Below are 26,692 nucleotides of genomic sequence, written 5' to 3' on the forward strand. Positions count from 1 at the left end.
GGAGTGCCAGTCGATGATGCGTCAGTGGGTGTACACGACGCAAACACCACAGGTCAACGTCACAGGCGCGTCAGCCCCCTCTCCGGGGTCAGCACGGCCGTCATCCGCACGTCGTGCTCCTCGTGCGGCAGCTCGGCCACGAACTCCTCGTCCCGCACGACCGCGACCAGCGGCGCGACGGCCGCGGGCAGCGTCCGGTCGTAGTGCCCGCCACCCCTGCCGAGCCGCGCCCCGCGCCGGTCCACGGCCAGCGCCGGCACCAGCACCAGTCCCGCGCCGCCCACCGCCGCCGGACCCAGCAGGGGACCCGACGGCTCGCGCAGCCCGTGCGGGCCCGGCCGCAGCCCCTCCGGTCCGGTGTGGACGGCCCAGTCGAGCGGCGCCGCCCCGACGACCACCGGCAGCAGCACCCGGTGGCCGTGCGCCCGCAGCGCCTCCAGCAGCGCCACCGACCCCGGCTCCGACCCGATCGGCAGGTACGCGCACACCTCCGCCCCCACCGGCACGGCCAGCGCGGTCAGCAGCGACGGCACGTGCGCCACCAGCGCGGCTGCCTCCTCCCGTCGTGCGGAGTCGGGCACCGCTCGGCGCGCGGCGAGCAGTCGTGTGCGCAGCGTGACCTTGTGGTCACGAGAACCGGACGTCATGACGGACAACAGTAAGGACGCCGTTACGCTCGGAGCCATGAGCTCCGAGAGCCCCTTCCTGACCGCCATCGTGCCCGCCGCCGGGCTGGGCACCCGCTTCCTGCCCGCCACCAAGGCGGTGCCGAAGGAACTGCTCCCGGTCGTCGACACACCCGGCATCGAGCTCGTGGCCGCAGAAGCCGCCGAGGCCGGTGCGACGCGGCTCGTCATCGTCACCTCGCCGGGCAAGGACGCCGTCGCGCAGTACTTCCGCCCCCAGCCCGAGCTGGAGGAGACGCTGAGGAGCCGGGGCAAGACCGAGCTGCTGGACAAGGTCCGCCGCGCGTCCGCCCTCCTGGAGGTCGAGACGGCGATCCAGGACAAGGCGCTCGGCCTCGGGCACGCCGTGGGCTGCGCCGAGGGCAACCTCACCGACGAGGACGGGGCCGTCGCCGTCCTGCTGCCCGACGACCTCGTGCTGCCGACCGGCGTGCTGGCCCGGATGGCCGAGGTCCGCCGCGAGCACGGCGGCACGGTGCTGTGCGCGTTCGACGTCCCGCGCGAGGAGATCTCCGCCTACGGCGTGTTCGACGTGCGCGACGCCAGCAGCTCGACCGTGCCGGACGGCGACGTCAAGCGGGTCGTCGGCATGGTGGAGAAGCCCTCCGCCGAGGACGCGCCGTCGACGTTCGCCGCCGCGGGTCGCTACCTCCTCGACCGGGCGATCTTCGACGCCCTCAAGCGCATCGAGCCCGGCGCGGGCGGCGAGCTCCAGCTCACCGACGCCATCGCCCTGCTGATCGACGAGGGTCACCCGGTCCACGTCGTCGTGCACCGGGGTGGGCGACACGACCTGGGCAATCCGGGTGGATTCCTCCGAGCTGCGGTTGACTTCGCACTGGAGCGCCCCGACTACGGGCCCGGGTTGCGGGAGTGGCTGCGGGGTCGCCTCGACAACTCCTGAACGAGGTTTCACGATGAGGACAGTGGACGAGCAGCTCGCGAGGGTGGTCGCCGCAGCGGTGCGGCCCGCCCCGGTGCGAGTGGCGATCTCCGAGTCGCAGGGCCTGCTCTGCGCCGAGGAGGTCGTGGCCGAGCGAGCCCTGCCCGGGTTCGACCAGGCCGCGGTCGACGGGTACGCGGTGCGCAGCGTGGACGTGCAGGGCGCGGGCGGTGAACAGCCGGTCCCGCTGCCCGTGGTGGGGGAGACGGCCGCCGGCTCCCGCCAGCCCCGCCGCCTGCAACCGGGTCAGGCCGTGCGGATCGCCACCGGTGCGCCGCTGCCGACGCTGGCCGACGCCGTGGTGCCGGTCGGGTACACCGACGGGCACCACGCCAAGGTGACCGTGCACCGCGCCGTCCCCTCGGCCGCGTTCGTCCGCCGCACCGGCGAGGACGTGCAGCCCGGTGACGTCGCGGTGCGCCGCGGCACGACCATCGGCGCCGCCCAGGTGGGGCTGCTGGCCGCCGTCGGCCGCAGCAAGGTGCTGGTGCACCCGAAGCCGCGCGTCTCCGTGGTGTCCCTCGGCGAGGAGCTGGTGGACGTCGACCGCACACCGGGCCAGGGCCAGGTCTACGACGTCAACTCCTACGCCCTCGCCGCCGCCGCCCGCGACGCCGGGGCCGAGGTCAGCAGGGTCGGCATCCAGCCCTCCGACCCGCGCAGGCTGCGCGAGGTCGTCGAGGGCAGGCTCCTGCTGTCGGAGATCGTCGTGATCGCCGGTGGCGTGGGCGGCGCGATCGGCGACGAGGTGCGCGCCGCCCTCACCGAGCTGGGCGACCTGGACATCACCAGGGTGGCCATGCAACCCGGCTCGGCGCAGGGCTTCGGCCGCCTCGGCCCGGACGCCGTGCCGACGTTCCTGCTCCCGGCCAACCCGATGAGCGCCCTCGTCGTCTTCGAGGTGCTCGTCCGGCCGTTGATCAGGGCGGCGCTCGGCAAGCGCAACCCCTACCGCAGGGCCGTCACCGCGCGGCTGCTGTCGCCGGTGGCCTCCACACCGGGGCGGCGCGGGTTCCTGCGCGGGCAGCTCCTGCGGGACCAGGAGACCGGCGAGTACCTGGTGCAGCCGCTGGGCACGTCCGGCTCGCACCTGCTGGCGTCGCTGGCCGAGGCGAACTGCCTGATCATGCTCGACGAGGACGTCACCGACGTCTCGGCGGGCGCCGAGGTGCTGGTCAGCTTCCTGCGCCAGGAGAGCTGAGCCCCGTCCCCGGAGAACCCCCGGCAGCAGGAGGAGAAGCAGCGGCATGAACGCCGGTCTCACCGGTGACACCAGCCGTCACCCCGGTTGGCCAGCGCGGCTGGGACCGCTGCGGGTGCGCGCCGGGCTGGTCGAACTGCGCCCGCCCCGGCTCTTCGACGGCAGCAGGTGGAGCCACATCCGCCTGCGGGACCGCCGCTACCTGGAGAACTGGGAGCCCACGGCCACCGAGGGCTGGGCCGAGCGCAACGCCGCGCTGGCGTGGCCGGGCCAGTGGTCGTCGCTGCGCGCGCTCGGCCGGCGGGGGCACGCGCTGCCGTTCGTCATCACCGTCGACGGCGAGTTCGCCGGGCAGATCACCGTCGGCAACGTCGTGCGCGGCTCGCTGCGCTCGGCGTGGGTCGGCTACTGGGTGGCCGCCGACCGCGCGAGCGGCGGAGTCGCCACGGCGGCCGTCGCGATGGTCGTCGACCACTGCTTCCGGGTGGCCGGGCTGCACCGCCTGGAGGCGACCGTGCGACCGGAGAACGCGCCGAGCCTGCGGGTGCTCACCAAGTCCGGTTTTCGCGAGGAGGGGCTGTTCCAGCGCTACCTCGACGTGGCGGGGGACTGGCGGGACCACCTGTGCCTGGCGATCACCAGCGAGGAGGTCCCGGACGGGCTGGTGAGCCGTCTGGTCGCACGGGGACAGGCCCGAACACCCTGAAGCCGACACCCGGACGGAGCAACGGTTGATCCGAAAGTGGGTGATGCGCCACATCTCGGTACGTGTGCCGCGCGGCGTGCCTCCGACACTGGTGTGACTGTTGTGACTAGCGTGGCAGGTGCAGTACACGTGCCACTGGGCCGCCAGGGGGAGGTGGGGGATGCCGAGCTCGCTGATCATCGTCGGGCTGGTCGTCGCCTGGCTCGTCGTCCTCGTCCCGATGGTGGTTCGCAAACGCCAGGAGAACACGCGCGGCAGCATGGAGGAGGGGTTCGCCATGTCTGACGCCGACGCGGATCTGGACGAGTTCGAGGCGGAGTTCGACGACTTCGAGCCGGAGTACGACGACACCGACCTCGACGACCGCGCGCCGCGCTCCTACCGCCCCGGCCGCGGCGGCTACGACCCGGAGGGCGCGGCCGTCGTCGCCCAGGTGAAGTACGCCTTCCGCCGCCGGGTGGTCGCGCTCCTGCTCGTCGCCGCCGTCGCGAGCGGCGTCGCGGCCGGGCTCGTCGAGCCGCTCGTGTGGTGGGCGCACGGCGCCGTCGACCTCGTCCTCGTCGGGTACCTCGGGTACCTGCGCCGCCAGGTGCGCATGGAGGAGGAGATCCGCGCGCGCAGGCAGGCGCGGCTCGTCCACGCGCGCCGCCAGGCCGCCGGACGCCGTCCCCGCGCGCCCCGCGAGCACGCCGAGGCCCGTCCCGAGCGCCCGCGCGCGCAGGAGCGGTACGAGCGCGACGATTCCGCACCGGAGGTCCGGCCGCGCTTCCAGCACCACGTCCGTCCCGGCCACGTCGTGGTCGACCTGGACGACGAGGACCCCGTGTTCGTCGAGCTGGACGGCCCGGAGACCCTGCCGCGCCGCAGGGCGGTGGGCGAGTAGAGGGGGGTGGTAAAACCACCCCTCCGGGGCTGATACAGTTCTCCTGCACGACAACGAGGGGCTGTAGCGCAGTTGGTAGCGCGTCTCGTTCGCATCGAGAAGGTCCGGGGTTCGATTCCCCGCAGCTCCACGCGCGAAGAGCGAGGTGGTCGACGAAAAGCGTCGACCACCTCGCTCTTCGCATGTGCGGGGGTGCAGCTCCCTCACCCCACCTCGGCGGCTTCGCCTCCCCGGCCCCGTGCGGTGAGGGCCTTTGTGGTTCTGCTCACCCTCCGGATTTCGTTCTCCCCGGACTTCCGCCTTCTCCGTTCCGCGGTCGACCCGTGTCGTGTGCTGCCGGTCGAGCCGGCGTGGTGAACGAAAGCCTCGCCCGTGCGCGATCGGGTGTCGTCGGCATTTGTGCGGAGCGTTCTTTCGCCGTTGCCGAACGTCGCCCGCCGGGACGCTCGTCCGTCCCGTGCCGACGCACCTGTGCCCTGACAGGTGCGGTGCTGCGACCACCGCGGTCGGGGGCCGTCGTCGAGGTGGGAGCGCGCCGGGGTCCGGTCGTGGACCGTGCGGGACCAGATCACGACCCCGCGCCGGCGCGGGCCCCACCGCAGCCGGTACCGCGAGCACCCGCTGCCCGACGCCGAGGCGCTGCGGGAGGTCGCCAAGACGGAGCAGAGGCACCTCGTGTCCCCTTCCGGGTGAAGGAGATCGGCGGGCGGGCGTGGACCGGTGCTGCCGGCAACGGCCCGTTGTCCCTCCACACGGGCGTGAGGGCGGTGTCGGAGGGCCGTCGGCCGATCGGGGGTTCGCCCACCCGCACCGCCCGGTGCCCATAGGCTGTCGGGTGACGAGGGAGGGTGGTGGGAGGCGTGGGGCTGGCGGCAGACCTGCTGGCGTGGTTGTTCGGTGTCGCCGCGGTGCCGCTGTGCCCCGGTGACTGGGCCTGGACGACCACCGCGTTCGGAGCCGCGGTCGGGACGCTGCCGACCGTCGCGGCGCTGCTGTCGATCGTGGTGCGGCGCGTCGTCGGCAACTCCTACGGACCGGCCAGCGGCACCGTCTTCGCCGTGCTGGGTGTGACGGGAACGCTGATCCTGCCCTGGGTGCTGTTCTCCGGAGCGAGGGCCGCGCTGGACCTCGGCAACATCAGCAGCTGGACGAACTCGATCGACGAGTCGTTCTGCGGCATCGACATGAGCCAGCGCGACTACCTCCTGAACGCGCCGTCCGCCGCGGAGGTCGTCTCCGACCCCGGCAGCGCCCAGTCGCTGTTCGCCGTCGCGACCGCGATCACCGGCGCGCTCGCCGTGCTGTGCCTGCTGTTCGTGATGATGCAGGCCGGTTCGGCGTTCCGGCTCGGCCCGAGCTGGCCGCGGCGCTTCTTCTGGCCGCCGTTCCTGGTGCTGCTGCTCGTCTCCTGCACGCTGCCGGTGACGCTCGTCGGGCACCTGCTGCTCGGGTTCTTCCCGATCGCGCTGCTCGGCTCGCTGCTCGTGCGCCTCTTCGGCCTGTCCACGGCCGTGCTGAACCGCCCCGGCCGCGACCGCAGCACGAAGAAGGACGAGCAGCCCCCGCTGCCGCGCACACCGCAGCAGTCCGGGGCCCGGCCGCTCCAGAACGCCGCGAAGCCGCCGCCGTACCAGCCCGCTCCGCCGTCCCACCGGCCCGTGACCGCGGTTCCTCCGCCCTACCAGCCCTCCGCGCAGACGCCGGTGCCGCAGCAGGGCGCGCAGTCGCACCACTACCCGCCCACGCGGGTCGCCGGTGCGCGCGCGAAGGAGCCGACGCCGACGCGGGTCGAACCGCCGTCGCCCGCGCAGCCGCCGCTGTCCAAGCTCGCGGACACGCCGGGCCCGCTGCCGTTCGGCCTCGGCGGCTCCACGCCGGTGCCGCCCGTCGCGCCGGTCGGCGACTCCGGCGCGGTGTGGAACCCGGCCAGCGGCCGGTTCCGCCGGGTGCGGCAGATCGGCAGCGGCGGCTTCGGCAGCGTGTGGCTGGCCGTGGACACCCAGCTCGACCGGACCGTCGCGGTGAAGCTCGCGCACGCCCCGGACGCCGACACCGAGCAGCGGATGCAGCGGGAGGCGAGGGCGCTGGCCGCCGTGCACCACCCCAACTGCGTGCGCGTCTACGACATCGTGCAGGACGTGAACGGTCTCGCGATCGTCATGGAGTTCATCGACGGCAAGCCGCTGTCCGAGGTGGTGGCGCAGAGCGGCCTGCTCGCTGACCAGTTCGCCGCCCGGCTGTGGGTCAACATGGCCGACGCGCTGGTGGCCGCCCACGAGAAGGGCGTGCTGCACCGGGACGTGAAGCCGTCCAACGTGATCGTCGACGGCAACGGCACCGCCCACCTCATCGACTTCGGCATCGCCCGCTCGCGCGGGGACCAGACGCTGACGGCGGCCGGGATGATGGTCGGCACGCCCGACTTCCTCGCCCCGGAGACCGCTCGCGGCGAGGAGGCCACCCCGTCGTCGGACGCCTGGCAGCTCGCCGCCACCGTCAGCTACGCCCTGTCCGGGCAGCCGCCGCGCGGTGAGCGGGAGAACGCGATCTCGGCTCTCATGGCCGCCGCCAGGGGCGAGCCGAACGTGAAGCTGCCGCAGAACACCGCGCACCACCGCCTGCTGGTCGCGGCGCTGGACGCCGACCCGGCACGCCGTCCGCCGCTGAGCGCGGTGCGCACCGAGCTGAGCTCCTGGCTCGCCCGTCAGGGGCTGAGCAAGGAGGGCCCGGTGACCTCGATCCTGCCGGTGCCGGACCCGCCCACCCGCCCCGCCCACTGATCAGCGGGCGGGTGGGGCGGTGGGATCACCGCCAGGACGGGAGCCAGAGCTGGGCCTGCCAGATCGCGTTGGTGATCGGAACCCCGTTGAGGATCGGCCACAGCCAGACGAAGTTCGCGACCACCAGGCCCACGTACAGCGCCACCGCCAGCAGGCCCGTGCCGCGACGCTCGCGGCCCGCGTCCGCCCTGCCGAGGATCTCGCCGAGCACGAGCGTCAGTCCCAGCACGAGGAACGGCGCCATCGGCGTCACGTAGAAGAAGTACATCTGCCGGTCGATCATCGTGAACCACGGCAGCAGACCGGCGGCGTAGCCGACGAGCACGGCGACGTAGCGCCAGTCCGGGCGGGCGATGGCACGCCACAGCGCCCAGGCCAGCAGCGGGAACGCGAGCCACCACATCGCGGGCGTGCCGATCAGCATGATCGCGCCCACGCAGGTCGCCTCGCCGCAGCCCGTCTCCCCGCCCTCGAAGTAGTAGAGCATCGGGCGCAGCCCCATCGGCCACGTCCACGGCTTCGACTCCCACGGGTGCCGGTTCGTCTCCGAGGTCACCAGGTTCTCGTGGAACTCCAGCACGTTGCCGCTGTAGTACCAGAGCGAGCGCAGCACGTCGGGCACCCACGAGTCGTCGCCGATCTTCACGCCCACGACGTGCCGGTCGATGCCCGTCTCGCTGCTCATCCACGCCCACCAGGTGCCCACGTAGACGAGGACCGCCACGGCGACGAGCGCCCACAGCGCGGGCAGCACGTCCCGCACGATCGTGCCGACCCACGGCCGCCGCACACCCGCGTTGCGGCGCGCGGCCACGTCCCAGAGCACGCACAGCAGGCCGAACGCCGCGACGTACCACAGCGCCGACCACTTCACGCCGCCCGCGAGGCCCAGGGACACACCGGCGCCGAACCGCCACCAGCGGAAACCCAGCTGGGGACCGAAGGGGGAGTGGTCGGCCCAGCCCTCCCGCACGGCCACCGCGAGCCGTTCCCGCACCTGGTCGCGGTCCACGACCAGGCAGCCGAACGCGGACACCACGAACAGCGCCATGAAGATGTCGAGCATCCCCATCCGCGACTGGACGTGGCTCACGCCGTCGGCGATCAGCAGCACACCGGCGACCGCGCCCAGCAGGTCGGAGCGGGTGAGGCGGCGCGCGATGCGCACGACCAGCAGGACGCACAGCGTCCCGGCGACGGCGGAGGCGAAGCGCCAGCCCCACCCGTCGTAGCCGAAGATCCACTCGCCGACGGCGATGAGCTGCTTGGCCAGCGGCGGGTGCACCACCAGCTCGTAGCCGGGGTTGTCCTCGTACCAGCCGTTGCGCAGCACCTGCGCCGCCTGCGGCACGTAGTGCTTCTCGTCGAAGATCGGGGTTCCCTTGTCGGTGGGGAAGCCCAGGTTCCAGAAGCGCACGATCCCGCCGAGCAGTGCCACCGACAGCGCGACGACCCAGCCGCGCACCCGGTCGTGAGGCATCGGCGACGCGAGCAGGCGTGCCCGTCCCTCCCGGTCGGAGCCCGCCGGCTCCGCGGTCGGCGGCACTTCGCCGACGTCGACGACGCCGTCCGTTGACTGCGGTACGAGGACGCTCACGCGCCGATCGTAGGGTGCACGGTGTGAGTCCCGTATCTGGATCGCCGCGCCTGGTGCTGGCGGCCACGCCTCTGGGCGACGTCCGCGACGCCTCTCCCCGCCTGGTCGAGGCACTGGCCACGGCCGACGTGATCGCCGCGGAGGACACCCGGCGCACGCGGTCGCTGGCCGCCGCGCTCGGCGTGTCCCCGGCCGGGAGGGTCGTCAGCTTCTTCGACCAGAACGAGACGTCGCGGTTGCCGATGCTGCTGGAGGCGCTGCACGGCGGCTCCACGGTGCTGCTCGTGACGGACGCGGGGATGCCCAGCGTGTCCGACCCCGGCTTCCGGCTCGTCGCGGCCTGCGTGGCCGAGGACCTGCCGGTGACCTGTCTGCCCGGCCCGTCGGCGGTCACGACGGCGCTCGCGCTGTCCGGCCTGCCGTGCGACCGGTTCTGCTTCGAGGGCTTCCCGCCCCGCAAGCAGGGGGAGCGCAGGCGGTTCTTCGCCGGGCTGGCCGCCGAGCAGCGCACGGCGGTGTTCTTCGAGTCGCCGCACCGCCTGGCCGCGACGCTCGCCGACGCGGCCGACGTGCTGGGCGCGGCCCGGCGCGCCGCGGTGTGCCGCGAGCTGACGAAGACCTACGAGGAGGTGCGCCGCGGCGGCCTCGGCGAGCTGGCCGAGTGGGCGGCCGAGGGCGTGCGCGGGGAGATCACGGTCGTGCTGTCCGGCGCGGAGCCGCCCGCGGCGGGGGCCGACCTGGAGACCCTGGTGGCCGAGGTCAAGCAGCGCGTGGCCGACGGCGAGCGGCTGAAGACGGCCGCGGCCGAGGTCGCCGAGGCGGCCGGGGTGAGCAAGAAGGTCCTCTACGACGCGGCCATCGCGTCGTCCTGAGCCGTCAGCCGCCGAACAGCGGTGTCGGCCCCTCCACGAGCGCGGTGACCCGCCGCGCGGCCCCCCCTGGCCCGGCGGCGTCGACACCGCCGGGCCCGGAGGTCGCTCAGCCGTTCTCGCGCTGGAAGGTCCGCACCCCCCACGCGGTGCACGCCGCGGCCAGCGCCAGGGCGACCAGCGCACCCGGCCACCCGGTCCCACCGGCGAAGACGGCCCGCTCCGCGGTCACCACGTGGCTCAGCGGGTTGACCGCCGCGACGGTCGCCAGCCACGCCGGGGCGAGCGTCATCGGCAGCAGCACGCCCGACAGCAGCACGAGCGGCATCACCACGGCCGACAGCAGGGGCGCGAACAGGTACTCGTGCCGCAACCGCAGCGCGAGGGCGTGGCTGGCCGACCCGACACCGATTCCCACGAGGGCCACCAGGCCGAGCCCGAGCAGCAGCCCGGTGACCGACGTGCGGAACCCGAGGGCCAGCGCGACCACCGCGACGAGCGCGGCCTGCGTCAGCAGCAGGACGACGTCCTTGAGCACCCGGCCCAGGAGCAGCGCGGTGCGGCTCACCGGCGACACGCGCATCCGCTCCAGGACGCCCGAGCGGATCTCCGGGATCAGCGCGAAGCCCGCGTAGGCGGTGCCGGTCAGGGCCGTCATCACCAGCAGGCCGGGCACGAACCACTGCCACGAGCCCTGCCCCAGCGACGGCAGCAGCGGCCCGAACAGCGCCAGGTGCAGCAGGGGCTGCACCGCGCCGAACGCGACGGCCCACGGCGTGCGCAGGACCGGCAGCCACGCGCGCACGAACACCAGCCAGGTCTCACGCAGCACGGTCGTCCTCCCGCAGGGAGCGGCCGGTCAGGGTCAGGAACACGTCGTCGAGCGTCGGCCGCTGCACCCGCACCGAGTCCAGGGTCACGCCCGCGCCGTCGACGTGGCGCAGCAGGTCGGGCAGCAGCGCGTCCCCGCCGGGCACCCGGAAGCTCAGCCGGGAGTCCGACACCACGGCCTCCCGCGCTCCCGGCAACCGCCGCACGACCGGCAGCAGCAGTTCGGGACGCGCCGCGCCGAGCGTGACGAGGTCGCCGGACACCGCGCGCTTCAGCTCCTCCGGCGCACCCTCCGCGACGATCCGGCCGTGGTCGATCACCAGCACCCGGTCGCACAGGGCGTCGGCCTCGTCCAGGTGGTGCGTGGTGAGGAAGACGGTCGTGCCCTCCTCGCGCAGCGTCCGCACGTGGTCCCACAGGTTGCGCCTGCTCTGCGGGTCGAGCCCGCTGGACGGCTCGTCCAGGAACACCAGGCGCGGCCGGTGCAGCACGCCCATCGCGATGTCGAGCCTGCGCCGCTGTCCGCCGGACAGCGTGGCCACGGCGCGGCGCTCGGTGCCCACGAGGTCCAGCCGCTCCAGCAGCGCGGCGGCCCTGCGGCGGGCCTCCGCCGTGCTCAGCCGGTGCAGCCTGCCCTGGAGCACCAGCTCCTCCCCGACGCGCTGCTCGTCGCCCGCGCCGCTGTGCTGGGCGACGTGGCCGATGCGCGCCCGCACCCCGGCCGGATCGCCGACCAGGTCGCACCCGGCCACGACGGCGTGCCCCGCCGTGGGCCGCAGCAGCGTCGTGAACAGCCGCAGCGTCGTGCTCTTGCCCGCGCCGTTCGGCCCCAGGAAGTGCCTCTATCATCGGATTCCCCGCGGTCGTCAAATTTGACTACCGGCACAGCGTGGCGTGCGGGAAGGAGCTAGTCAAATGTTGACTACTGCGCCTCGTCGGCGAAGGAGTAGCGCCCGGACTCCACGTGCTCCACCAGCGTCCTGGTCCAGGAGAGCTGTGCCTCGCCGTGCACCGCCCACAGGTTGGCCAGCTCGTCGACGTGCTCCGGCAGGCCGCGCTCCGCGAACGTCCCGACGTTCTGCCGCATCGCCGGGACCTCGGCCTCCAGCGCGGCCAGCCGGTGCCGCAGGGCGGTCAGGACCCGCTCGCGCGGCACCTGGACCATCACGACGGCCGCCGCGCCCAGTTCCGTCGGATCGGCCGCGGTGTCGCCGAACGCGCGGCACACCATCTCCGCCAGTGCCGTCCTCCCGGCCGGGGTGGCCCGGTAGCGCGTGCGCGCCGGCCCCTCGGAGCTGTCCTCGGTGCCCACCGACTCCAGCAGTCCCTCGGCCGTCAGCGTCTTCAGCGCGTGGTAGACCGATCCCGGCTGGACGTTCGCCCACCGGTCCACGGCCATCGCCCTGAACCGCTGGCGCAACTGGTAGCCGTGCGCCTCGCCGGACCAGCGCACCACGCCCAGCACCAGCACCCGGATCGCCGACATGCGCGAAGCCTAAGTGATTGGTGCTTCTGAGCAGCGCCTCCGTAGGCTGTGCGCATGAGTGCCCCCGTGTCGTCAATCCTGACGGCGGTGGCCTGGCCCTACGCCAACGGCCCCCGTCACATCGGTCACGTCTCCGGATTCGGAGTCCCGTCCGACGTCTTCTCCCGCTTCCAGCGAATGTCGGGCAACCGGGTGCTCATGGTCAGCGGCACCGACGAGCACGGGACGCCGATCTCGGTGCAGGCGGACAACGAGGGCCTGACCACCCGCCAGCTCGCCGACAAGTACAACCGCGTCATCGCCGAGGACCTCCAGGGGCTCGGGCTGTCCTACGACCTGTTCACCCGCTCCACCACCGGCAACCACTACCGGGTGGTGCAGGAGCTGTTCCTCTCCCTGTGGCGCAACGGGTACGTGCTGCCGAAGACCCAGATGGGCGCGATCAGCCCGTCGACCGGCCGCACGCTGCCGGACCGCTACATCGAGGGCACCTGCCCGATCTGCGGCTACGACGGCGCGCGCGGCGACCAGTGCGACAACTGCGGCAACCAGCTCGACCCGATCGACCTGAAGAACCCGCGCTCGCGGATCAACGGCGAGACGCCGAAGTTCGTCGAGACCGAGCACCTGTTCCTGGACCTGCCGGCGTTCACCGAGTCCCTCGGCGGCTGGCTCCAGACCAGGAACGAGTGGCGGCCGAACGTCCTGAAGTTCAGCCAGAACCTGCTCGACGACATGCGGCCCCGCGCGATCAGCCGCGACCTCGACTGGGGCGTGCCGATCCCGCTCGACGGGTGGCGCGACAAGCCGATGAAGCGGTTCTACGTGTGGTTCGACGCCGTCATCGGCTACCTGTCGGCCAGCGTCGAGTGGGCCAGGCGCTCCGGCGACGACGACGCGTGGCGCGCGTTCTGGACCGAGCCGGACGCCCGCGGCTACTACTTCATGGGCAAGGACAACATCGTCTTCCACTCGCTCATCTGGCCGTCGCTGCTGCTCGGGCAGAACGGCGAGGGCGACAAGGGCGGACAGGTCGGGTCCTTCGGGAAGCTCAACCTGCCGACCGAGGTCGTCTCCAGCGAGTTCCTGACGATGAGCGGCTCCAAGTTCTCCACCTCGCGCGGCACCGTGATCTACGTGCGGGACTTCCTGCGCGACTTCGGTCCCGACGCGCTGCGCTACTTCATCTCGGTGGCGGGCCCGGAGAACCAGGACACCGACTTCACCTGGGACGAGTTCGTCCGGCGGACGAACTTCGAGCTGGCGAACGAGTGGGGCAACCTGGTCAACAGGTCCGTCTCGATGGCGCACAAGAACGTGGGCTCCGTGCCGAGGCCCGCCGCTCCCACCGCGGCCGACGAGGAGCTCAAGGCGCTCTCCCGCGCCGCGTTCGACACCGTCGGCGGGCACCTGGGCCGCTCGCGGTTCAAGGCGGCCTCCTCCGAGGCGATGCGCGTCGTCACCGCGGCCAACCGGTACCTGTCCGAGCAGGAGCCGTGGAAGATCAAGGACGACCCGGAGCGCAGGGACACCGTCCTGCACACCGCGCTCCAGGTCGTGCAGGACGCCAACACGCTGCTCACGCCGTTCCTGCCGCACTCGGCGCAGAAGGTGCACGAGCTGCTCGGCGGCACGGGCGTGTGGGCGGCGCAGCCGGAGATCCGCGAGGTCGCCGACCTCGACGAGCCCGACCGCGAGTACCCCGTCCTCACCGGCGACTACCAGGGGGAGCAGGCGGCCTGGGCGTCCACGCCGATCGAGGTCGGCCGCCCGCTGGACAAGCCGGTGCCGCTGTTCGCGAAGCTCGACCCCGAGCTGGGCGAGACCGGCCCGGAGTGGGCGCCCGTCCAGAGGTGAGCGCACGACGCGGTGAGCGCCCGCCGGTGCCGGAGGCCCTTCCGGCGCCGGCGGTCGACTCCCACACCCACCTGGACGCGTGCGGCGCGGTCGACGCCGACGACGTCCGCGCGATGCTCGACCGGGCGAACGCGGCGGGCATCAGCCGCGTCGTCACCGTCGCCGACGACCTCGCCGCGGCCCGCTGGGCCGCCGAGGCGGCCACCTGGGACGAGCGGGTCTTCGCCGCCGTGGCGCTGCACCCGACCCGCACGGCGGTCTTCGGGGACGCGGAGAAGACCGAGCTGGAGGCGCTGGCCCGGCAGCCGCGCGTGGTCGCGATCGGCGAGACCGGTCTGGACAACTACTGGGACCACTCGCCGCCGCGGGCCCAGCGCGAGGCCTTCCGCTGGCACATCGACCTCGCCAAGCGGCTGGGCAAGACGCTGATGATCCACGACCGGGACGCCCACCAGGACGTGCTGGACGTCCTGCGCGAGGAGGGCGCTCCCGAACGAGTGGTCCTGCACTGCTTCTCGGGTGACCTCGACTTCGCCCGCCGGTGCGTCGACGAGGGGTACCTGCTGTCGTTCGCGGGCACGGCGACCTTCCGCAACGCGCACGCGCTGCGCGAGGCCGCGGCCTGGGCCCCCGACGATCACGTGCTCGTCGAGACGGATGCGCCGTTCCTCACACCTCACCCCTTCCGGGGACGCCCGAACGAACCGTACTGCGCCGCCTATACCCTGCGGGGTCTCGCTACTTTGCGTGACCAGGATGAGGCAACTCTCGCGCAGGTAGTCACCCGAAACGCCGAACGAGTCTTCGGTTTCGATCACGCACCGCAGTCATAGTCCGGTTGCACCGAACAGGGGATGGCGTTACTCCACCCGTGAAGTGACTGGCGTCACAAGACTGCTCGGGGTGTTGGCGGATGCCCCTCCGCTCCGTTACGGTCCCGTGACCGAAGCCGGAGTCGTCACGGATTCCGGGGACACACCCGCAGTCAGGCCGGTGCACGTCGGGGCGGCCGGGAGACCGGCCGAGGAGCAGCGCTGGCGCGGGAGTCGGAACGAACGCCAGAAGCGAGACGCTCTCGCTCACGCACGCAGGGAGTTGCCGGACAGGTCGAGCACGACTGACTGACACGTCAACGCCCCGCCGTGAGCGGGCTCCGCCTTCGGGAAGGTATCGACCCTGTGACTGGACGCGAAAGATCTCACGAGGACGGTTACTCGTTCTTCAACGAGGACACCGACTGGTTCACCCCGGTGACCACGACCTCCGTGGGGCTCATGGAGCGCCCCGATGCTCCGGAGGGCTGGGACCACCCCAGCTTCCCGCCGGGCGCGCTGGCCCCCGTCTCCCTGGACGACGCGCTCACCATCACGCCGGACGACGTCCGCGAGGCCCTCGGCCCCGACGCCGACGAGCTCATGGCGACCGCCAACGTGGACGTCGACGAGCTGATCCGGCTCATCAACGCCGAGACCACGGTCATGCCGCCGCTGGTCATCCCGGACGCCCTGCCCGGTGAGGACCCGGCCAACCCGCCCGCGCAGGTCGTCGAGGCCGTGGGCAAGTGGAAGCGCCGCTTCCTCAAGAGCGCCGTGGCCGCCGTGCTCGTCTCCATCGCCGGTGGCGGCGCGACCGCCCTCGCGATGGACAAGACCGTCACCGTCGAGGTCGACGGCCAGCAGACGAAGGTGCGCACGTACGACGGCACCGTCGGCGAGGTGCTGGCGGAGGAGGGCATCAGCGTCGGCGAGCACGACGCGCTCAGCCCGTCCCCCAACGCCAAGATCGGCGACGGCGGCACCATCACCCTCGACCGCGGGCGCCTGGTCAAGGCGACCGTCGACGGTGAGCAGAAGGAGGGCTGGGTCCGCTCGGTCACCGTCGACGAGGCGATGGACCAGCTCGGCATCCCCGACGAGGGCGCCTGGACCTCGGTCGGCCGCGACCTGGACGTCCCCGTGGAGGGACTGTCGCTGGAGGTCAAGAGCCTCAAGACCGTCACGGTCTTCGACGGCGGCGCGGAGCCCCGGCGGGTCACCACCACCGCCCTCACGGTCGACGAGCTGCTGCGCGGCGAGAACCTGACCCTCGGCGCGGACGACAAGCTGGAGCAGGCGCTCGACCTCAAGATCACCAGCGGCGCCGAGGTCCACATCACCCGGACCGGTGTCTCGGTCGTCAACTCCGCCGAGGCGATCCCCGCCCCGGTCGAGGAGATCCCCGACGCCACGATGCCCCGCGGCGAGAAGACCGTCGAGCAGGAGGGCGTGCCGGGCGAGAAGATCATCACCGCCCGCGTGACCCAGACCAACGGCCAGGAGACCGCCCGCGAGGTCCTCGGCGAGAAGGTCACCAGGGAGCCGGTCGCCACGAAGGTCCGCGTCGGCACCAAGGCCCCCGCCCAGCCCGTCGCGGCCGCCGCGCCCGCCGTCTCCGACGGCGCCGTGTGGGACCGGCTCGCGCAGTGCGAGGCCACCGGCAACTGGGCCATCAACACCGGCAACGGCTACTACGGCGGCCTCCAGTTCGACGCGCAGACGTGGAACGCCTACGGCGGCTCCCAGTACGCCTCGCTGCCGCACCTGGCGAGCCGCGAGCAGCAGATCGCCGTCGCGACCAAGGTCCGCGACGACCGCGGCGGCTACTCGGCGTGGCCCGCGTGCCGGGCCAAGCTGGGCCTGCCGTAACCACGCCGTACGCTGCACGTGTGAACGACGTGTCGTCATCGGCGGGGCCGGGGAGTGCGCTCCTCGGCCCCGCCGACGTCCGCAGGCTGGCCGCGGAACTGGACGTCCGCCCGACCAAGAAGCTCGGGCAGAACTTCGTCCACGACCCGAACACCGTGCGGCGCATCGTCGCCGCGGCGGACCTCGCACCCGACGACGTGGTGCTGGAGGTCGGCCCCGGTCTCGGCTCGCTGACCCTCGCCCTGCTGCCGGCCGCCGCCGCGGTCGTGGCCGTGGAGATCGACCCCGTGCTCGCCGCCCGGCTGCCGGGCACCGCGGCCGACCGCGCGCCCGGACTCGCCGACCGGCTGCACGTGGTGCTCGCCGACGCGATGCGCGTGACCGCCGAGCAGTTCCCGGTGCGGCCCACCGCCCTCGTCGCGAACCTGCCGTACAACGTGGCCGTGCCCGTCGTGCTGCACCTGCTGGCCGAGCTGCCGTCGCTGACCAAGGGGCTGGTGATGGTCCAGGCCGAGGTGGCAGACCGGATGGCCGCCGGCCCCGGCAGCAAGGTCTACGGCGTGCCCAGCGTGAAGCTCGCCTGGTACGCCGACGCCCGCCGGGCCGGGGCCGTGCCGCGTGCCGTGTTCTGGCCGGTGCCCAACGTGGACTCGGCGCTGGTGTCGTTCACCCGGCGCGCGGAGCCGCTGTCCGGGGTGGACCGGTCCGTGTTGTTCCCGCTGGTGGACGCGGCCTTCGCGCAGCGCCGCAAGACGCTGCGCGGCGCGCTGTCCGGCTGGGCCGGGTCTCCCGCGGAGGCGGAGCGCAGGCTCCTCGCGGCCGGGGTCGATCCGAGCACGCGGGGTGAGCAGCTCTCCGTCCAGGACTTCGTGCGCATCGCCGAAGTGGCGGATTGACAGTCCTCCGTCGTAGCTGACCGGGAATCGTCCGGTGAGCGTGTGGAGCAACGCGTGATGCGTTGGTGGGGTGCGCCGGTCGAGAGATGATCTGCGGCCATCGGTGTGATGTCGCAAACGATCCCGCATTTTGGGCGTTTCGGGCTTGCTTCAACCCGCAAGCGTCGGGTCTACTCGTGGTGCCATCCCGAGCGGCCGAGAGACCTGGCTCCACGACGCCGCAGCAACCACCCGCTGGACGCGGGCAGGTGCTTCAGCCAGGACCGATGGAGGAGCACGTGCCCACTTCGCGAATGCTGACACGCAGACGAGTGGTCGACCAGTGCCGTCGCACGTCGACCGGCTGTCGTACCTCGCGCTAGACGGCCCACCGCGGCATCTGCCTGGCACTGTCGAGAACCACCCCGGACGTCCCCGTCCTCATCGGACGGTCTACTTCTTCGCGGTCGCACGCGCCCTCACCCGGCGCGCGCCGCCGCGCGCAGTCGTGGAGCGAATCACGTGATCACAGTCGAGAACCTCACCAAGTCCTTCGTCGGCGCGAGCGGCCCGGTCAACGCCCTCAACGGCGTCGACCTGAACGTCCAGGCGGGCACCGTGCTCGGTGTCGTCGGTCCCAGCGGGGCCGGCAAGTCCACCCTCGCCCGGTGCGTCGCGCTGCTGGAGCGCCCCGACAGCGGGGCCATCAGGGTCGACGGCACCGACCTCGTCTCGCTCGGCGGCACCGCGCTGCGCGCCGCCCGCCGGCAGATCGGCGTCGTCCCGCAGGGCGACTCGCTGCTGCGCCAGCGCACCGCGGCGGGCAACGTCGCGCTGCCGCTGGAGGCCGCCGGTGTCGCCGGTCCGCAGCGCCGCACCCGCGTGGCGGAGCTGCTCGACCTGGTCGGCCTGACCGACAAGGCCGACAGCTACCCCGACCAGCTCTCCGGCGGTCAGCGCCAGCGCATCGCCGTGGCCAGGGCGCTCGCCGCCAGCCCGTCGGTGCTGCTGGCCGACGAGCCCACCTCCGCACTCGACCCGGAGACCACCGGCTCCGTGCTCACCGTGCTCGACCGGGCCCGCGCCGAACTGGGCGTGACCGTGCTCGTCGTGACCCACGACATGGGCGTGGTCCGGCGGATCTGCGACGACATCGCGGTGCTGGAGCAGGGCCGGGTCGTCGAGCACGGGAAGGTCCTCGACCTGGTGGCCGACGCGGGCAGCCGCACGGCCGCCTCGCTGCTCCCGGCCGTGGACCAGAACCCGGCCGCCGACAGCGCCCACGACCGCGTGGCGGACGTCGTCCTCGTCGGCTTCGCCGCCGTGGGCGCGCTGCTGCCCGAGGCGGCCAGCCGCTTCGGCGTCGAGCTGAACCTCCTCGGCGGGGGACTCACCCGCCTGGCGGAGACCCCCGTGGCGCGCTTCCGCGTCGGCCTGCGGGGCGATCGTGCCGACTCCGCGCTGGAATGGATCTCGGACGCGGGCGCCGCGGTCCAGCGCACCCCGAAGGGCCCGCAGGGAGTAGCAGCTTGAGAAGGGCAACACCCTGGTCCACCGTCTTCGACCTCCTCGTCTCCGCGACGGGTGAGACGTTGTACATGGTGGGCGTCTCGACCCTCGTCGCCACCGTGCTCGGCATCCCCGTCGGCGTGCTGCTCCAGCTCACCGCACCCGGAGGTCTGCGACCGCGACCCTGGCCGCACAAGCTGCTCGGGTTCGTGGTCGACCTCGGCCGCGCCATGCCGTTCCTGATCCTGCTCGTCGTGCTGACCTCGATCACCCGCACGGTGATCGGCGTGTCCATCGGTCCGACGGCGGCCATCGTGCCGCTGTCGGTCGGTGCCGTGCCCTTCGTGGCGAGACTCGTGCAGAACGTGCTGTCCGAGGTGCACGTGGCCGCGGTCGAAGCGGCCGTGACCACCGGCGCGAGCACGCTGCGGATCGTGCGCAGCGTGCTGCTCGGCGAGTCGCTGCCCGCGCTGATCAACGCCATCGGCGTCACCGCCATCGCCCTGCTCGGGTACTCGGCCATGGCCGGGGTCCTGGGCGGCGGCGGACTCGGCGACCTCGCCGTGCGGCTGGGCTACCAGCGCTTCGACGACCGCGTGCTGTGGAGCACGGTGGCGGTCCTCGCCGTGGTGGCGACCGTGATCCAGTTCGTCTTCAACCGGGCCGCCCGCGGCGTGGACCGCCGCCGGCACGCCTCCGTCTGACCTCGAAGAACCACCCGGGCACACCGGGTTCACCCCGCCGCCACGAGCGGCGTCGAAAGGAACACACCGTCATGCGTCGTCTTCGTGCTGCCCTCCCGCTGGTCCTCGGCGCGGTCCTCCTCGCCGCGGGGTGCGGAGGTGGCGGCGGTGCCGCCAGCGATCCCGCCGCCCCGCTCAAGGTCGGCGTCAGCCCCGTGCCGCACGCGGAGATCCTCCGCTACGTCGCCGACGAGCTCGCGGCCGGAAAGGGCCTGGAGATCGAGGTCGTCGAGTTCACCGACTACGTGCAGCCGAACACCGCGCTGATCGACGGGTCGCTCGACGCCAACTACTTCCAGACCGTGCCCTACCTGGACACGGTGAAGGCGGAGAACCCCGACGCCGCCGACCTGAGCTGGATCGCGGGCGTCCACGTCGAGCCGCTGGGGCTGTACTCCGGCAAGCACCAGGCCGTCGCCGACCTGCCCGACGGCGCCAGGATCGCCGTGGCCAACGACGCCACCAACGGCGCCCGCGGCCTGAAGCTGCTCCAGGACAACGGCCTGATCACGCTCAAGGCCGGTACCGAGACGACCGCGACCGTCCGCGACGTCGAGACGAACTCGAAGAACTTCGAGTTCGTCGAGCTGGAGGCCGCGCAGCTCCCGCGCAGCCTGGAGGACGTGGACGCGGCCGTCGTCAACGGCAACTACGCCATCGACGCCGGTCTGAAGCCCGCCGACGACGCCCTCGTGCTGGAGGCGGCGGAGAACAACCCCAACGCGAACGGTCTGGTCACCCGGTCCGAGCTGGCGGGCGACCAGCGGATCGAGGACCTGGCGGAGCTGCTGGCCTCGCAGCAGGTGAAGGACTACATCGAGCAGAACTTCTCCGGCTCCGTGCTGCCGGTGTGACCGTGCTCACCACTCCGGTCCGCCGCCCGATCGCACGTCGCGGACGTGCGATCGGGCGGCGGACCGCCGTTCTCGGCGCCTCGGGTGGCAGCGAGCCGCGCCGGAACCGCCGTAGGCTGCACGAGTGCTCGCCGTAGTCCCACCCCCGGTCACCGTCCGCGTCCCGGCCAAGGTCAACCTGCACCTGGCGGTGGGAGACCTGCGCGAAGACGGATACCACGATCTGGTGACGGTCTTCCAGGCCCTCTCCCTGGCCGACGAGGTCACCGTCGCCATCACCGACGACCCCGGTGTCGAGGTGCACGGCGAGGGAGCCGATTCGGTCCCCACCGGCCCGTCCAACCTCGCGTGGCGGGCCGTGGACGTCCTCGCCGCCCACGTGGGCCGCGACGCCGCCGACTCCAGGGTGCGGATCGTCATCCGCAAGAACATCCCCGTCGCCGGTGGCATGGCCGGTGGCAGCGCCGACGCCGCCGCCACCCTCGTCGGCCTGGCGGCGCTGTGGCGGTTGGACGTCGGCCGCGACGAGCTGGCCACCGTGGCCGCGGAGCTCGGCGCCGACGTGCCGTTCGCCCTCTACGGCGGCACGGCGCTCGGCACCGGCCGCGGAGAGCGGATCGTGCCCGTGCTGGCCCGCCACCAGTTCCACTGGGTGCTGGCGTTCGACCGGCAGGGCCTGTCCACCCCCGAGGTGTTCCACGAGCTCGACCGGCTGCGCGCCGACGGCGACCCGCCGCGCGTCGGCGAGGTCGAGGCCGTCCTGGAGGGGCTGTCCTCCGGCGACCCGCGTCAGCTCGCCCTGCTGCTCGGCAACGACCTCCAGGCCGCCTCCGTGTCGCTGCGCCCCAACCTGCGCCGGACGCTGCGCGCCGGGGTCGACGCCGGCGCGCTCGCCGGCATGGTCTCCGGCTCCGGTCCCACCTGCGCGTTCCTGTGCAGCGACGCCGACTCCGCCGTGCGCGTGGCGGCCGAGCTGTCCGGCGCCGGCGTGTGCCGCACCGTCCGCGTCGCCCAGGGCCCCGTGCCCGGCGCGCGCGTCGTCGGCACCGACGACCCGACCCGCCCCACCCCGCCCGAGGTCCACGCCCGACCCACGAGTTGAGCGTTCGAGCACCACGAGTGGAGCGTTCCAGCACGACGAGTGGAGCGTTCGGGCTTCCGTGCGGGAGCGCCGCCCGAGCGCGCGACTCTCGCGGACCGGGTTTGTCTAGGCTGGACGGGGCGCAGACCGCGTCCCGTCCGTTCAGCGTGAGGAAAGTGCTGCCCCCATGGCCAACCTGGTCAACCTCGAGTCCGTCTCCAAGTCGTTCGGCGTCCGGCCGCTGCTCGACGGCGTGTCGCTCGGCGTCGGCGACGGCGACCGGATCGGCGTCGTCGGCCTCAACGGCGGCGGCAAGACCACGTTGCTGGAGGTCCTGGCCGGTCTGGAGGACCCCGACGAGGGACGGGTCAGCCAGAACCGCGGCCTGCGGATGGCCGTGGTCACCCAGCGCACCGAGCTCCCCGAGGGCTCCACGGTCCGCAACGCCGTGATCGACCCCCTGGGCTTCGACGCCGAGCACGAGTGGGCCGCCGACGCCCGCGTGCGCTCCATCCTCGACGGACTGGGCATCACCGCGCTCGGCATGGACTCGCCCGTCGGCACGATGTCCGGTGGCGAGCGCCGTCGCGTCGCACTGGCCGCCGCCCTCGTGCAGGACCTCGAACTGATCGTGCTCGACGAGCCCACCAACCACCTCGACGTGGAGGGCGTGCGCTGGCTGGCCGACCACCTGCTCGCCCGCCGCAGCGCCCTCGTCGTCGTGACCCACGACCGGTGGTTCCTCGACACCGTGTGCACCCGCACGTGGGAGGTCGTGGGCGGGAAGGTCGAGCAGTACGAGGGCGGCTACGCCGACTGGATCTTCGCCCGCGCCGAGCGCGCCCGGCTCGCCGACACGCTGGAGGAGAAGCGCCGCAACCTGGCCCGCAAGGAGCTGGCCTGGCTGCGCCGCGGCGCCCCCGCCCGCACGTCCAAGCCGCGCTACCGCATCGACGCCGCCGAGGCGCTGATCTCCGACGTGCCCGCCCCGCGCGACACCGTGGAGCTGCTGGCGTTCGCGAAGCGCCGCCTGGGCCGCACGGTCCTCGAACTGGAGGACGTGACGCTGACCGTCCCGGCGGGGGAGGACACCGACGAGCGGCGCACCCTCGTGCGCGACCTGACGTGGCGGATCGGCCCCGGCGACCGGATCGGCCTCGTCGGGGTCAACGGCTCCGGCAAGACCACGCTGCTCAAGCTGCTGGCCGGTGAGCGCGACCCGGAGACGGGCAAGCGCGTCGAGGGCCAGACGGTGAAGCTCGCCCACCTGAGCCAGGAGCTGCACGACCTCGACGGGTCGATGCGCGTGCTGGAGGCCGTCGAGGAGGTGGCGCGGCGCGTCGTGCTGGGCAAGCAGGAGATGTCGGCCTCGCAGCTCGCCGAGCGCTTCGGGTTCTCCTCGCAGAAGCAGTGGACGCCCGTGTCCGACCTGTCCGGCGGTGAGCGCCGCCGGTTGCAGCTCGCCCGGCTGCTCATGGCCGAGCCCAACGTGCTGCTGCTCGACGAGCCCACCAACGACCTGGACATCGACACGCTCCAGCAGCTGGAGGACCTGCTCGACTCGTGGCCGGGCACCCTCGTGGTGATCTCGCACGACCGGTACCTGGTGGAGCGGGTGTGCGACCAGGTCGTGGCGCTGCTGGGCGACGGCGGCCTCACCGACCTGCCCGGCGGCATCGAGGAGTACCTGCTCCGCCGCGACGCCTCGCGCGACGTCGCCGCGCCGGTCAGGGCCGCCGCCGCGGCGGTGACGGCGGGGCCGAGCGCGGCCGACCAGCGCGCCGCCCGCAAGGAGCTGGCACGCCTGGAGCGCAAGCTGGAGACGTTGCAGCGCAAGCAGACCCAGCTGCACGCCGCCCTCGCCGAGGCGTCCACCGAGCCCGACCGCCTGCTGGCACTGGACGCCGAACTGCGCGCCGTCGTGGCCGAGGCGGCCGAGGTGGAGCACCAGTGGCTCGCGGCAGCCGAGCAGTCCGAGGGCTGAGCGGCCCCTCCGGCGGGCGAGGCGTCCTCACCCGCCGGAGGACGGGTCAGCGGCCCCGGCGGCGGAGCTCCGACACCAGCTGCGGCACGAGCTGGTCGACGAAGCGGCGCTCGTAGCCCTGGCCGTTCAGCAGCGACAGGGCGAACTTCGTGCCCTGCACCTCCGCCGCCGTCGCGCCCAGCATCCCGTCCAGGCTGATGCCGATCTCCTCCAGCAGCCGGTCCACCTGCGCCACCCGGTAGCCGCGCTCGTTCGGGCCGGCCGACGGCAGCTTCAGGGCGCGCAGCTCCTTCCACGACGACACCTGCGGCACGCGGGGCAGCGGCGGCCGCGTCGCGCGCGCCACCGCCTTCTCCTTGCGCGCCAGCTCGCCGCGCAGGTGCTCCTCGACGCGGCTGAGGAACGTGTCGACCTCGCCCTCGTGGTACCCGCGGCGGCCGATCAGCGGACGGCTGAACATCACGTTCCGCACGTCGTCCGGCGTGAGGTCGTCCTGTCCCAGCAGCGTGTCGGCGATGCGGTCGAGGAACTTGTCGACCTGCGTCTCCAGGTACCCGCGACGGCCGCGCGGGGGCTTGCTGAACGCCACCGCCCGCACCTCGCGCGCCGTCAGCGGCGGCGACTTCGGCTTCGGCCGGGCGGGGGTGGGCGGGGTGCGCTCCAGCGTCACCACGACGAGGTCGAGGAACGTGTCCACGTCGTCCTCGTCGTAGCCGATCTGCCCCTTGCCGGCCCAGCTGAACTCGATCTCCTGCACCTGGAGCGCGGTCAGGTCGTCCCGCCCGCGCAGCGTCGCCTCGATGCGCTCCAGGAACGCGTCGATCTCCCCCTCGTGGTACCCCCGGTTGCCCGGCCGCGGCTTGTGGAACCGCACCGCGCGCACGTCCTCCGGCGTCAGCCGCGGCGGCGGCCGCAGCGCCGAGGACGTCGCGTGCGCGCCCTGCGCCGGTGCCACCGCCTGCCGCCGCTGCGGCGTGGAGCGCAGCGTGTCGGCCACCAGGTCGAGGAACGTGTCCACCTCGTCGGCCAGGTAGCCCGCCGCGCCGGGCGGCGGTTCGCTGAACCGCACGCGCCGCACGTCCTCCGCCGTCAGCACGTCCTGGCTGCGCATCGTGGCCTCGACCCGGTCGATGAACAGGTCGACCTGGTCGGCGTCGTAGCCGAGTTGCCCCGGCACGGGTTGGTGGAAGGCCACCGCCTGCACGTCCTGCGCGCTCAGCAGTGGCGCGGGGTGCGCCGGCTGACGTTGCTGCGTGTCGTGCCCAGCCCACTGCACCAGTGCCTCCTGCTCGTTCGTGTGATGGGAGTATCGCCCCAGGGGGGGTGTGATGTTTCGCCTGATCGGCCCAACAGGCATCGCGATCCAGGACACCGCACGGGGAGGAGGCGGGTCGTTCTACCCTCTCCGCATGAGCGAGTTCGTGAACACGATGGTCGCGACCGCCACCGGTGCCGGTGGCCGTGACAAGGGGATCACCACCGGCGAGCCCGCAGCAGCGCGCCGCCGGACCTGGGCGGAGGTTCACGAGGAGGCGGCGCGCGCGGCGGGCGCGCTGGTCGCGGGCGGTACCGCGCCGGGAGAGGCGATCGCCGTGCTGGCGGCCGACCCCGCGGCCATCGCCCCCGCCGTGCAGGCCGTGTGGCTGGCCGGCGGCAGCGCGACGATGCTGCACCAGCCCACCGCCCGCACCGACCTCGCCGAGTGGGCCGGGGACACCATCCGGGTGCTGTCGATGATCGGCGCGAAGCTGGTGCTGCTCGGCAGCCCGTTCGACGCCCTCGCCGGCGTGCTCGACGAGCACGGCATCGCCTACCGCAAGCTCGACGAGCTGGACGGGGAGCCGCTGGCGCGTCCCGTCGAGGTCGACGAGGACGCCACGGCGCTGCTCCAGCTCACCAGCGGCTCCACCGCCGACCCGAAGGCCGTGCGGATCACGCACGCCAACCTGATGTCCAACGCGGACGCCATGCGGCAGGCCGCCGCGCTCGACACCTCCGTCGACGTGATGATCTCGTGGCTGCCGCTGTTCCACGACATGGGGATGGTCGGGTTCCTGACCGTGCCCATGCTGTTCGGCATCGAACTGGTGAAGGTCACGCCGGTCGACTTCCTCGCCCGCCCCACGCTGTGGCCCGACCTGATCAGCCGGTACCGCGGCACGATCACCGCCGCGCCGAACTTCGCCTACGCCATCGCCGCGCGCCGCATGTCCACCGTGGACGACGACGACGCGTTCGACCTGTCGACCATGCGCCTGGCCCTCAACGGCGCCGAGCCGATCGACCCGGCGTCCGTGCGGGCGTTCACCGACGCCGGTGCCCGCTTCGGCCTGCGGCCGGAGTGCGTGATGTGCGCCTACGGCATGGCGGAGGCGACGCTGGCCGTGGCGTTCGCCCCGGTGTTCACCGGTCTCGCGGTCGACGTGGTCGACGCCGAGCAGCTGGAGGCCGGTCACCGCGCCGTGCCCGTGCCGGAGGACACGCCGGGCGCGCGGGCGTTCCCGCTGCTGGGACCGCCGGTGCCGGGCCTGGAGATCCAGGTGGCCGACGAGCGGGGCGTCGTGCTGGGCGAGCGCCAGGTGGGCCAGCTGCGGCTGCGCGGCGAGGCCGTGACGCCCGGCTACCTCACCGTGGACGGCCCGCTGGCCACGCAGGACGCCGAGGGCTGGCTGGACACCGGTGACGAGGGCTACGTCGTGGACGGTCAGGTCGTGGTGTGCGGCCGCCGCAAGGACGTGATCATCATGGGTGGGCGCAACATCTACCCCACCGACATCGAGCGGGCCGCGACGGCCGTGGAGGGCGTGCGAGCGGGCAACGCGGTCGCCGTGCGGCTGGACGCGGGCACCAAGCGCGAGCGGTTCGCCGTGGTCGTGGAGTCGCGCTCGGCGGACGACGAGGAGGTCGCCGCCGGACTGCGCAAGGAGATCAGCTCCCGCGTGGTGGACGCCGTGGGCCTGCGGCCGTACTCGGTGGTCGTGCTGAAGCCGGGCAGCCTGCCCAAGACCCCGTCGGGCAAGCTGCGCCGCTCCGCCGCCGCCTCCCTGGTGACCGCGTAGCCGCGAGGGGCGGTGCGGCCGAACCGGAACCCGGTCGGCCGCACCGCCCCTCGCGCCGTCTCCC

22 protein-coding genes, 1 tRNA gene, 1 pseudogene and 1 riboswitch are annotated in these 26,692 nt (G+C 73.1%); of the genes and pseudogenes, 18 read left to right on the forward strand and 6 right to left on the reverse strand.

The window, feature by feature from the left end:
- Positions 1-59 precede the first annotated feature (59 nt).
- A complete protein-coding gene (locus IMZ35_RS12795; RefSeq protein ID WP_199441247.1) occupies positions 60-647 on the reverse strand; it encodes a 5-formyltetrahydrofolate cyclo-ligase in 588 nt (195 codons plus the stop codon).
- A gap of 37 nt (positions 648-684) precedes the next feature.
- Here IMZ35_RS12795 and IMZ35_RS12800 point away from each other — a divergent pair, with 37 nt between their 5' ends.
- The 7 genes from IMZ35_RS12800 (at position 685) to IMZ35_RS12830 (ending at position 7,199) form a co-directional block, all read left to right on the forward strand.
- Positions 685-1,590, forward strand: a complete 906-nt coding sequence (locus IMZ35_RS12800; protein WP_199441248.1) for a UTP--glucose-1-phosphate uridylyltransferase — start codon at positions 685-687, stop codon at positions 1,588-1,590.
- 13 nt (positions 1,591-1,603) lie between these two features.
- The gene (gene glp, locus IMZ35_RS12805) at positions 1,604-2,830 is read left to right on the forward strand and encodes a molybdotransferase-like divisome protein Glp (protein WP_199441249.1); all 1,227 of its coding nucleotides are present in this window, start codon (positions 1,604-1,606) and stop codon (positions 2,828-2,830) included.
- A 46-nt stretch (positions 2,831-2,876) separates the two neighbouring features.
- On the forward strand, positions 2,877-3,536 hold the full coding sequence (locus tag IMZ35_RS12810) for a GNAT family N-acetyltransferase (RefSeq protein WP_199441250.1): 660 nt from the start codon (positions 2,877-2,879) through the stop codon (positions 3,534-3,536).
- Positions 3,537-3,696: 160 nt separating this feature from the next.
- Positions 3,697-4,419 carry a divisome protein SepX/GlpR gene (gene sepX, locus IMZ35_RS12815; RefSeq protein ID WP_199441251.1) on the forward strand — a complete coding sequence of 241 codons (723 nt, stop codon included), beginning with the start codon at positions 3,697-3,699 and terminating at the stop codon, positions 4,417-4,419.
- A gap of 57 nt (positions 4,420-4,476) precedes the next feature.
- A tRNA-Ala gene (locus IMZ35_RS12820) sits at positions 4,477-4,549 on the forward strand.
- Between the two features lie 425 nt (positions 4,550-4,974).
- Positions 4,975-5,112, forward strand: a complete 138-nt coding sequence (locus IMZ35_RS12825) for a hypothetical protein (protein ID WP_199441252.1) — start codon at positions 4,975-4,977, stop codon at positions 5,110-5,112.
- A 167-nt stretch (positions 5,113-5,279) separates the two neighbouring features.
- Positions 5,280-7,199 (forward strand): serine/threonine-protein kinase, encoded by a 1,920-nt coding sequence (locus tag IMZ35_RS12830; protein ID WP_307868016.1) that lies wholly within the window; start codon positions 5,280-5,282, stop codon positions 7,197-7,199.
- A 25-nt stretch (positions 7,200-7,224) separates the two neighbouring features.
- Here the strand turns inward: IMZ35_RS12830 and IMZ35_RS12835 are convergent, their stop codons facing one another.
- Positions 7,225-8,796: a dolichyl-phosphate-mannose--protein mannosyltransferase gene (locus IMZ35_RS12835; RefSeq protein WP_199441253.1), complete on the reverse strand. Its 1,572-nt coding sequence runs from the start codon at positions 8,794-8,796 to the stop codon at positions 7,225-7,227.
- Between the two features lie 23 nt (positions 8,797-8,819).
- On the opposite strand from IMZ35_RS12835, the gene rsmI reads away from it, so the two are divergent.
- Positions 8,820-9,668 (forward strand): 16S rRNA (cytidine(1402)-2'-O)-methyltransferase, encoded by an 849-nt coding sequence (gene rsmI / locus IMZ35_RS12840; protein ID WP_199441254.1) that lies wholly within the window; start codon positions 8,820-8,822, stop codon positions 9,666-9,668.
- A 106-nt stretch (positions 9,669-9,774) separates the two neighbouring features.
- On the opposite strand, the gene IMZ35_RS12845 is transcribed toward rsmI, so the two are convergent.
- The 3 genes and pseudogenes from IMZ35_RS12845 to IMZ35_RS12855 all read right to left on the reverse strand — a co-directional run bounded on the left by IMZ35_RS12845 (position 9,775) and on the right by IMZ35_RS12855 (position 11,982).
- Positions 9,775-10,497 carry an ABC transporter permease gene (locus IMZ35_RS12845; RefSeq protein ID WP_199441255.1) on the reverse strand — a complete coding sequence of 241 codons (723 nt, stop codon included), beginning with the start codon at positions 10,495-10,497 and terminating at the stop codon, positions 9,775-9,777.
- Positions 10,487-11,332: pseudogene (locus IMZ35_RS12850) on the reverse strand (ATP-binding cassette domain-containing protein); the annotation flags it as partial. The pseudogene IMZ35_RS12850 and the gene IMZ35_RS12845, both read right to left, overlap by 11 nt.
- 86 nt (positions 11,333-11,418) lie before the next feature.
- Positions 11,419-11,982, reverse strand: a complete 564-nt coding sequence (locus IMZ35_RS12855) for a PadR family transcriptional regulator (protein ID WP_199441256.1) — start codon at positions 11,980-11,982, stop codon at positions 11,419-11,421.
- Positions 11,983-12,036: 54 nt separating this feature from the next.
- On the opposite strand from IMZ35_RS12855, the gene metG reads away from it, so the two are divergent.
- From metG to IMZ35_RS12900, 9 genes are all read left to right on the forward strand, one after another.
- A complete protein-coding gene (metG, locus tag IMZ35_RS12860; RefSeq protein ID WP_199441257.1) occupies positions 12,037-13,839 on the forward strand; it encodes a methionine--tRNA ligase in 1,803 nt (600 codons plus the stop codon).
- On the forward strand, positions 13,836-14,672 hold the full coding sequence (locus IMZ35_RS12865; RefSeq protein WP_199441258.1) for a TatD family hydrolase: 837 nt from the start codon (positions 13,836-13,838) through the stop codon (positions 14,670-14,672). Before metG ends, IMZ35_RS12865 begins: the two co-directional genes overlap by 4 nt.
- 441 nt (positions 14,673-15,113) lie before the next feature.
- Entirely contained in the window at positions 15,114-16,523 is a 1,410-nt protein-coding gene (locus tag IMZ35_RS12870; RefSeq protein WP_199441540.1) for a resuscitation-promoting factor, read from the forward strand.
- Between the two features lie 20 nt (positions 16,524-16,543).
- Positions 16,544-17,419: a 16S rRNA (adenine(1518)-N(6)/adenine(1519)-N(6))-dimethyltransferase RsmA gene (gene rsmA / locus IMZ35_RS12875; RefSeq protein WP_199441259.1), complete on the forward strand. Its 876-nt coding sequence runs from the start codon at positions 16,544-16,546 to the stop codon at positions 17,417-17,419.
- A gap of 179 nt (positions 17,420-17,598) precedes the next feature.
- A riboswitch (SAM riboswitch) is annotated at positions 17,599-17,692 on the forward strand.
- Positions 17,693-17,920: 228 nt separating this feature from the next.
- A complete protein-coding gene (locus tag IMZ35_RS12880) occupies positions 17,921-18,931 on the forward strand; it encodes a methionine ABC transporter ATP-binding protein (protein WP_199441260.1) in 1,011 nt (336 codons plus the stop codon).
- A complete protein-coding gene (locus tag IMZ35_RS12885) occupies positions 18,928-19,611 on the forward strand; it encodes a methionine ABC transporter permease (protein ID WP_199441261.1) in 684 nt (227 codons plus the stop codon). The genes IMZ35_RS12880 and IMZ35_RS12885 overlap by 4 nt, the downstream gene beginning before the upstream one ends.
- A 71-nt stretch (positions 19,612-19,682) precedes the next feature.
- Positions 19,683-20,504: a MetQ/NlpA family ABC transporter substrate-binding protein gene (locus tag IMZ35_RS12890; protein WP_199441262.1), complete on the forward strand. Its 822-nt coding sequence runs from the start codon at positions 19,683-19,685 to the stop codon at positions 20,502-20,504.
- Between the two features lie 124 nt (positions 20,505-20,628).
- Positions 20,629-21,606 carry a 4-(cytidine 5'-diphospho)-2-C-methyl-D-erythritol kinase gene (locus IMZ35_RS12895; protein ID WP_199441263.1) on the forward strand — a complete coding sequence of 326 codons (978 nt, stop codon included), beginning with the start codon at positions 20,629-20,631 and terminating at the stop codon, positions 21,604-21,606.
- Positions 21,607-21,772: 166 nt separating this feature from the next.
- Complete coding sequence (locus tag IMZ35_RS12900; RefSeq protein ID WP_199441264.1) at positions 21,773-23,569, forward strand: ABC-F family ATP-binding cassette domain-containing protein; 1,797 nt, start codon at positions 21,773-21,775, stop codon at positions 23,567-23,569.
- 46 nt (positions 23,570-23,615) lie between these two features.
- On the opposite strand, the gene IMZ35_RS32250 is transcribed toward IMZ35_RS12900, so the two are convergent.
- Positions 23,616-24,845 (reverse strand): DivIVA domain-containing protein, encoded by a 1,230-nt coding sequence (locus IMZ35_RS32250; protein ID WP_438816867.1) that lies wholly within the window; start codon positions 24,843-24,845, stop codon positions 23,616-23,618.
- Between the two features lie 133 nt (positions 24,846-24,978).
- Here IMZ35_RS32250 and IMZ35_RS12925 point away from each other — a divergent pair, with 133 nt between their 5' ends.
- Positions 24,979-26,628 carry a fatty acyl-AMP ligase gene (locus tag IMZ35_RS12925; RefSeq protein ID WP_199441265.1) on the forward strand — a complete coding sequence of 550 codons (1,650 nt, stop codon included), beginning with the start codon at positions 24,979-24,981 and terminating at the stop codon, positions 26,626-26,628.
- Positions 26,629-26,692: the final 64 nt, after the last annotated feature.

It is taken from the genome of Umezawaea beigongshangensis (genome assembly GCF_016464305.1).
GTDB lineage: Bacteria > Actinomycetota > Actinomycetes > Mycobacteriales > Pseudonocardiaceae > Umezawaea_A > Umezawaea_A beigongshangensis.

Coding starts and splice junctions, on each gene's coding strand:
- IMZ35_RS12870 (WP_199441540.1), top strand. CDS start 15,114: ATGGAGCGCCCCGATGCTCCGGAGGGCTGGGACCACCCCAGCTTCCCG.
- metG (WP_199441257.1), top strand. CDS start 12,037: ATGAGTGCCCCCGTGTCGTCAATCCTGACGGCGGTGGCCTGGCCCTAC.
- IMZ35_RS12800 (WP_199441248.1), top strand. CDS start 685: ATGAGCTCCGAGAGCCCCTTCCTGACCGCCATCGTGCCCGCCGCCGGG.
- IMZ35_RS12925 (WP_199441265.1), top strand. CDS start 24,979: ATGAGCGAGTTCGTGAACACGATGGTCGCGACCGCCACCGGTGCCGGT.
- glp (WP_199441249.1), top strand. CDS start 1,604: ATGAGGACAGTGGACGAGCAGCTCGCGAGGGTGGTCGCCGCAGCGGTG.
- IMZ35_RS12795 (WP_199441247.1), bottom strand. CDS start 647: ATGACGTCCGGTTCTCGTGACCACAAGGTCACGCTGCGCACACGACTG.
- IMZ35_RS12855 (WP_199441256.1), bottom strand. CDS start 11,982: ATGTCGGCGATCCGGGTGCTGGTGCTGGGCGTGGTGCGCTGGTCCGGC.
- sepX (WP_199441251.1), top strand. CDS start 3,697: ATGCCGAGCTCGCTGATCATCGTCGGGCTGGTCGTCGCCTGGCTCGTC.
- IMZ35_RS12890 (WP_199441262.1), top strand. CDS start 19,683: ATGCGTCGTCTTCGTGCTGCCCTCCCGCTGGTCCTCGGCGCGGTCCTC.
- IMZ35_RS12900 (WP_199441264.1), top strand. CDS start 21,773: ATGGCCAACCTGGTCAACCTCGAGTCCGTCTCCAAGTCGTTCGGCGTC.
- IMZ35_RS12810 (WP_199441250.1), top strand. CDS start 2,877: ATGAACGCCGGTCTCACCGGTGACACCAGCCGTCACCCCGGTTGGCCA.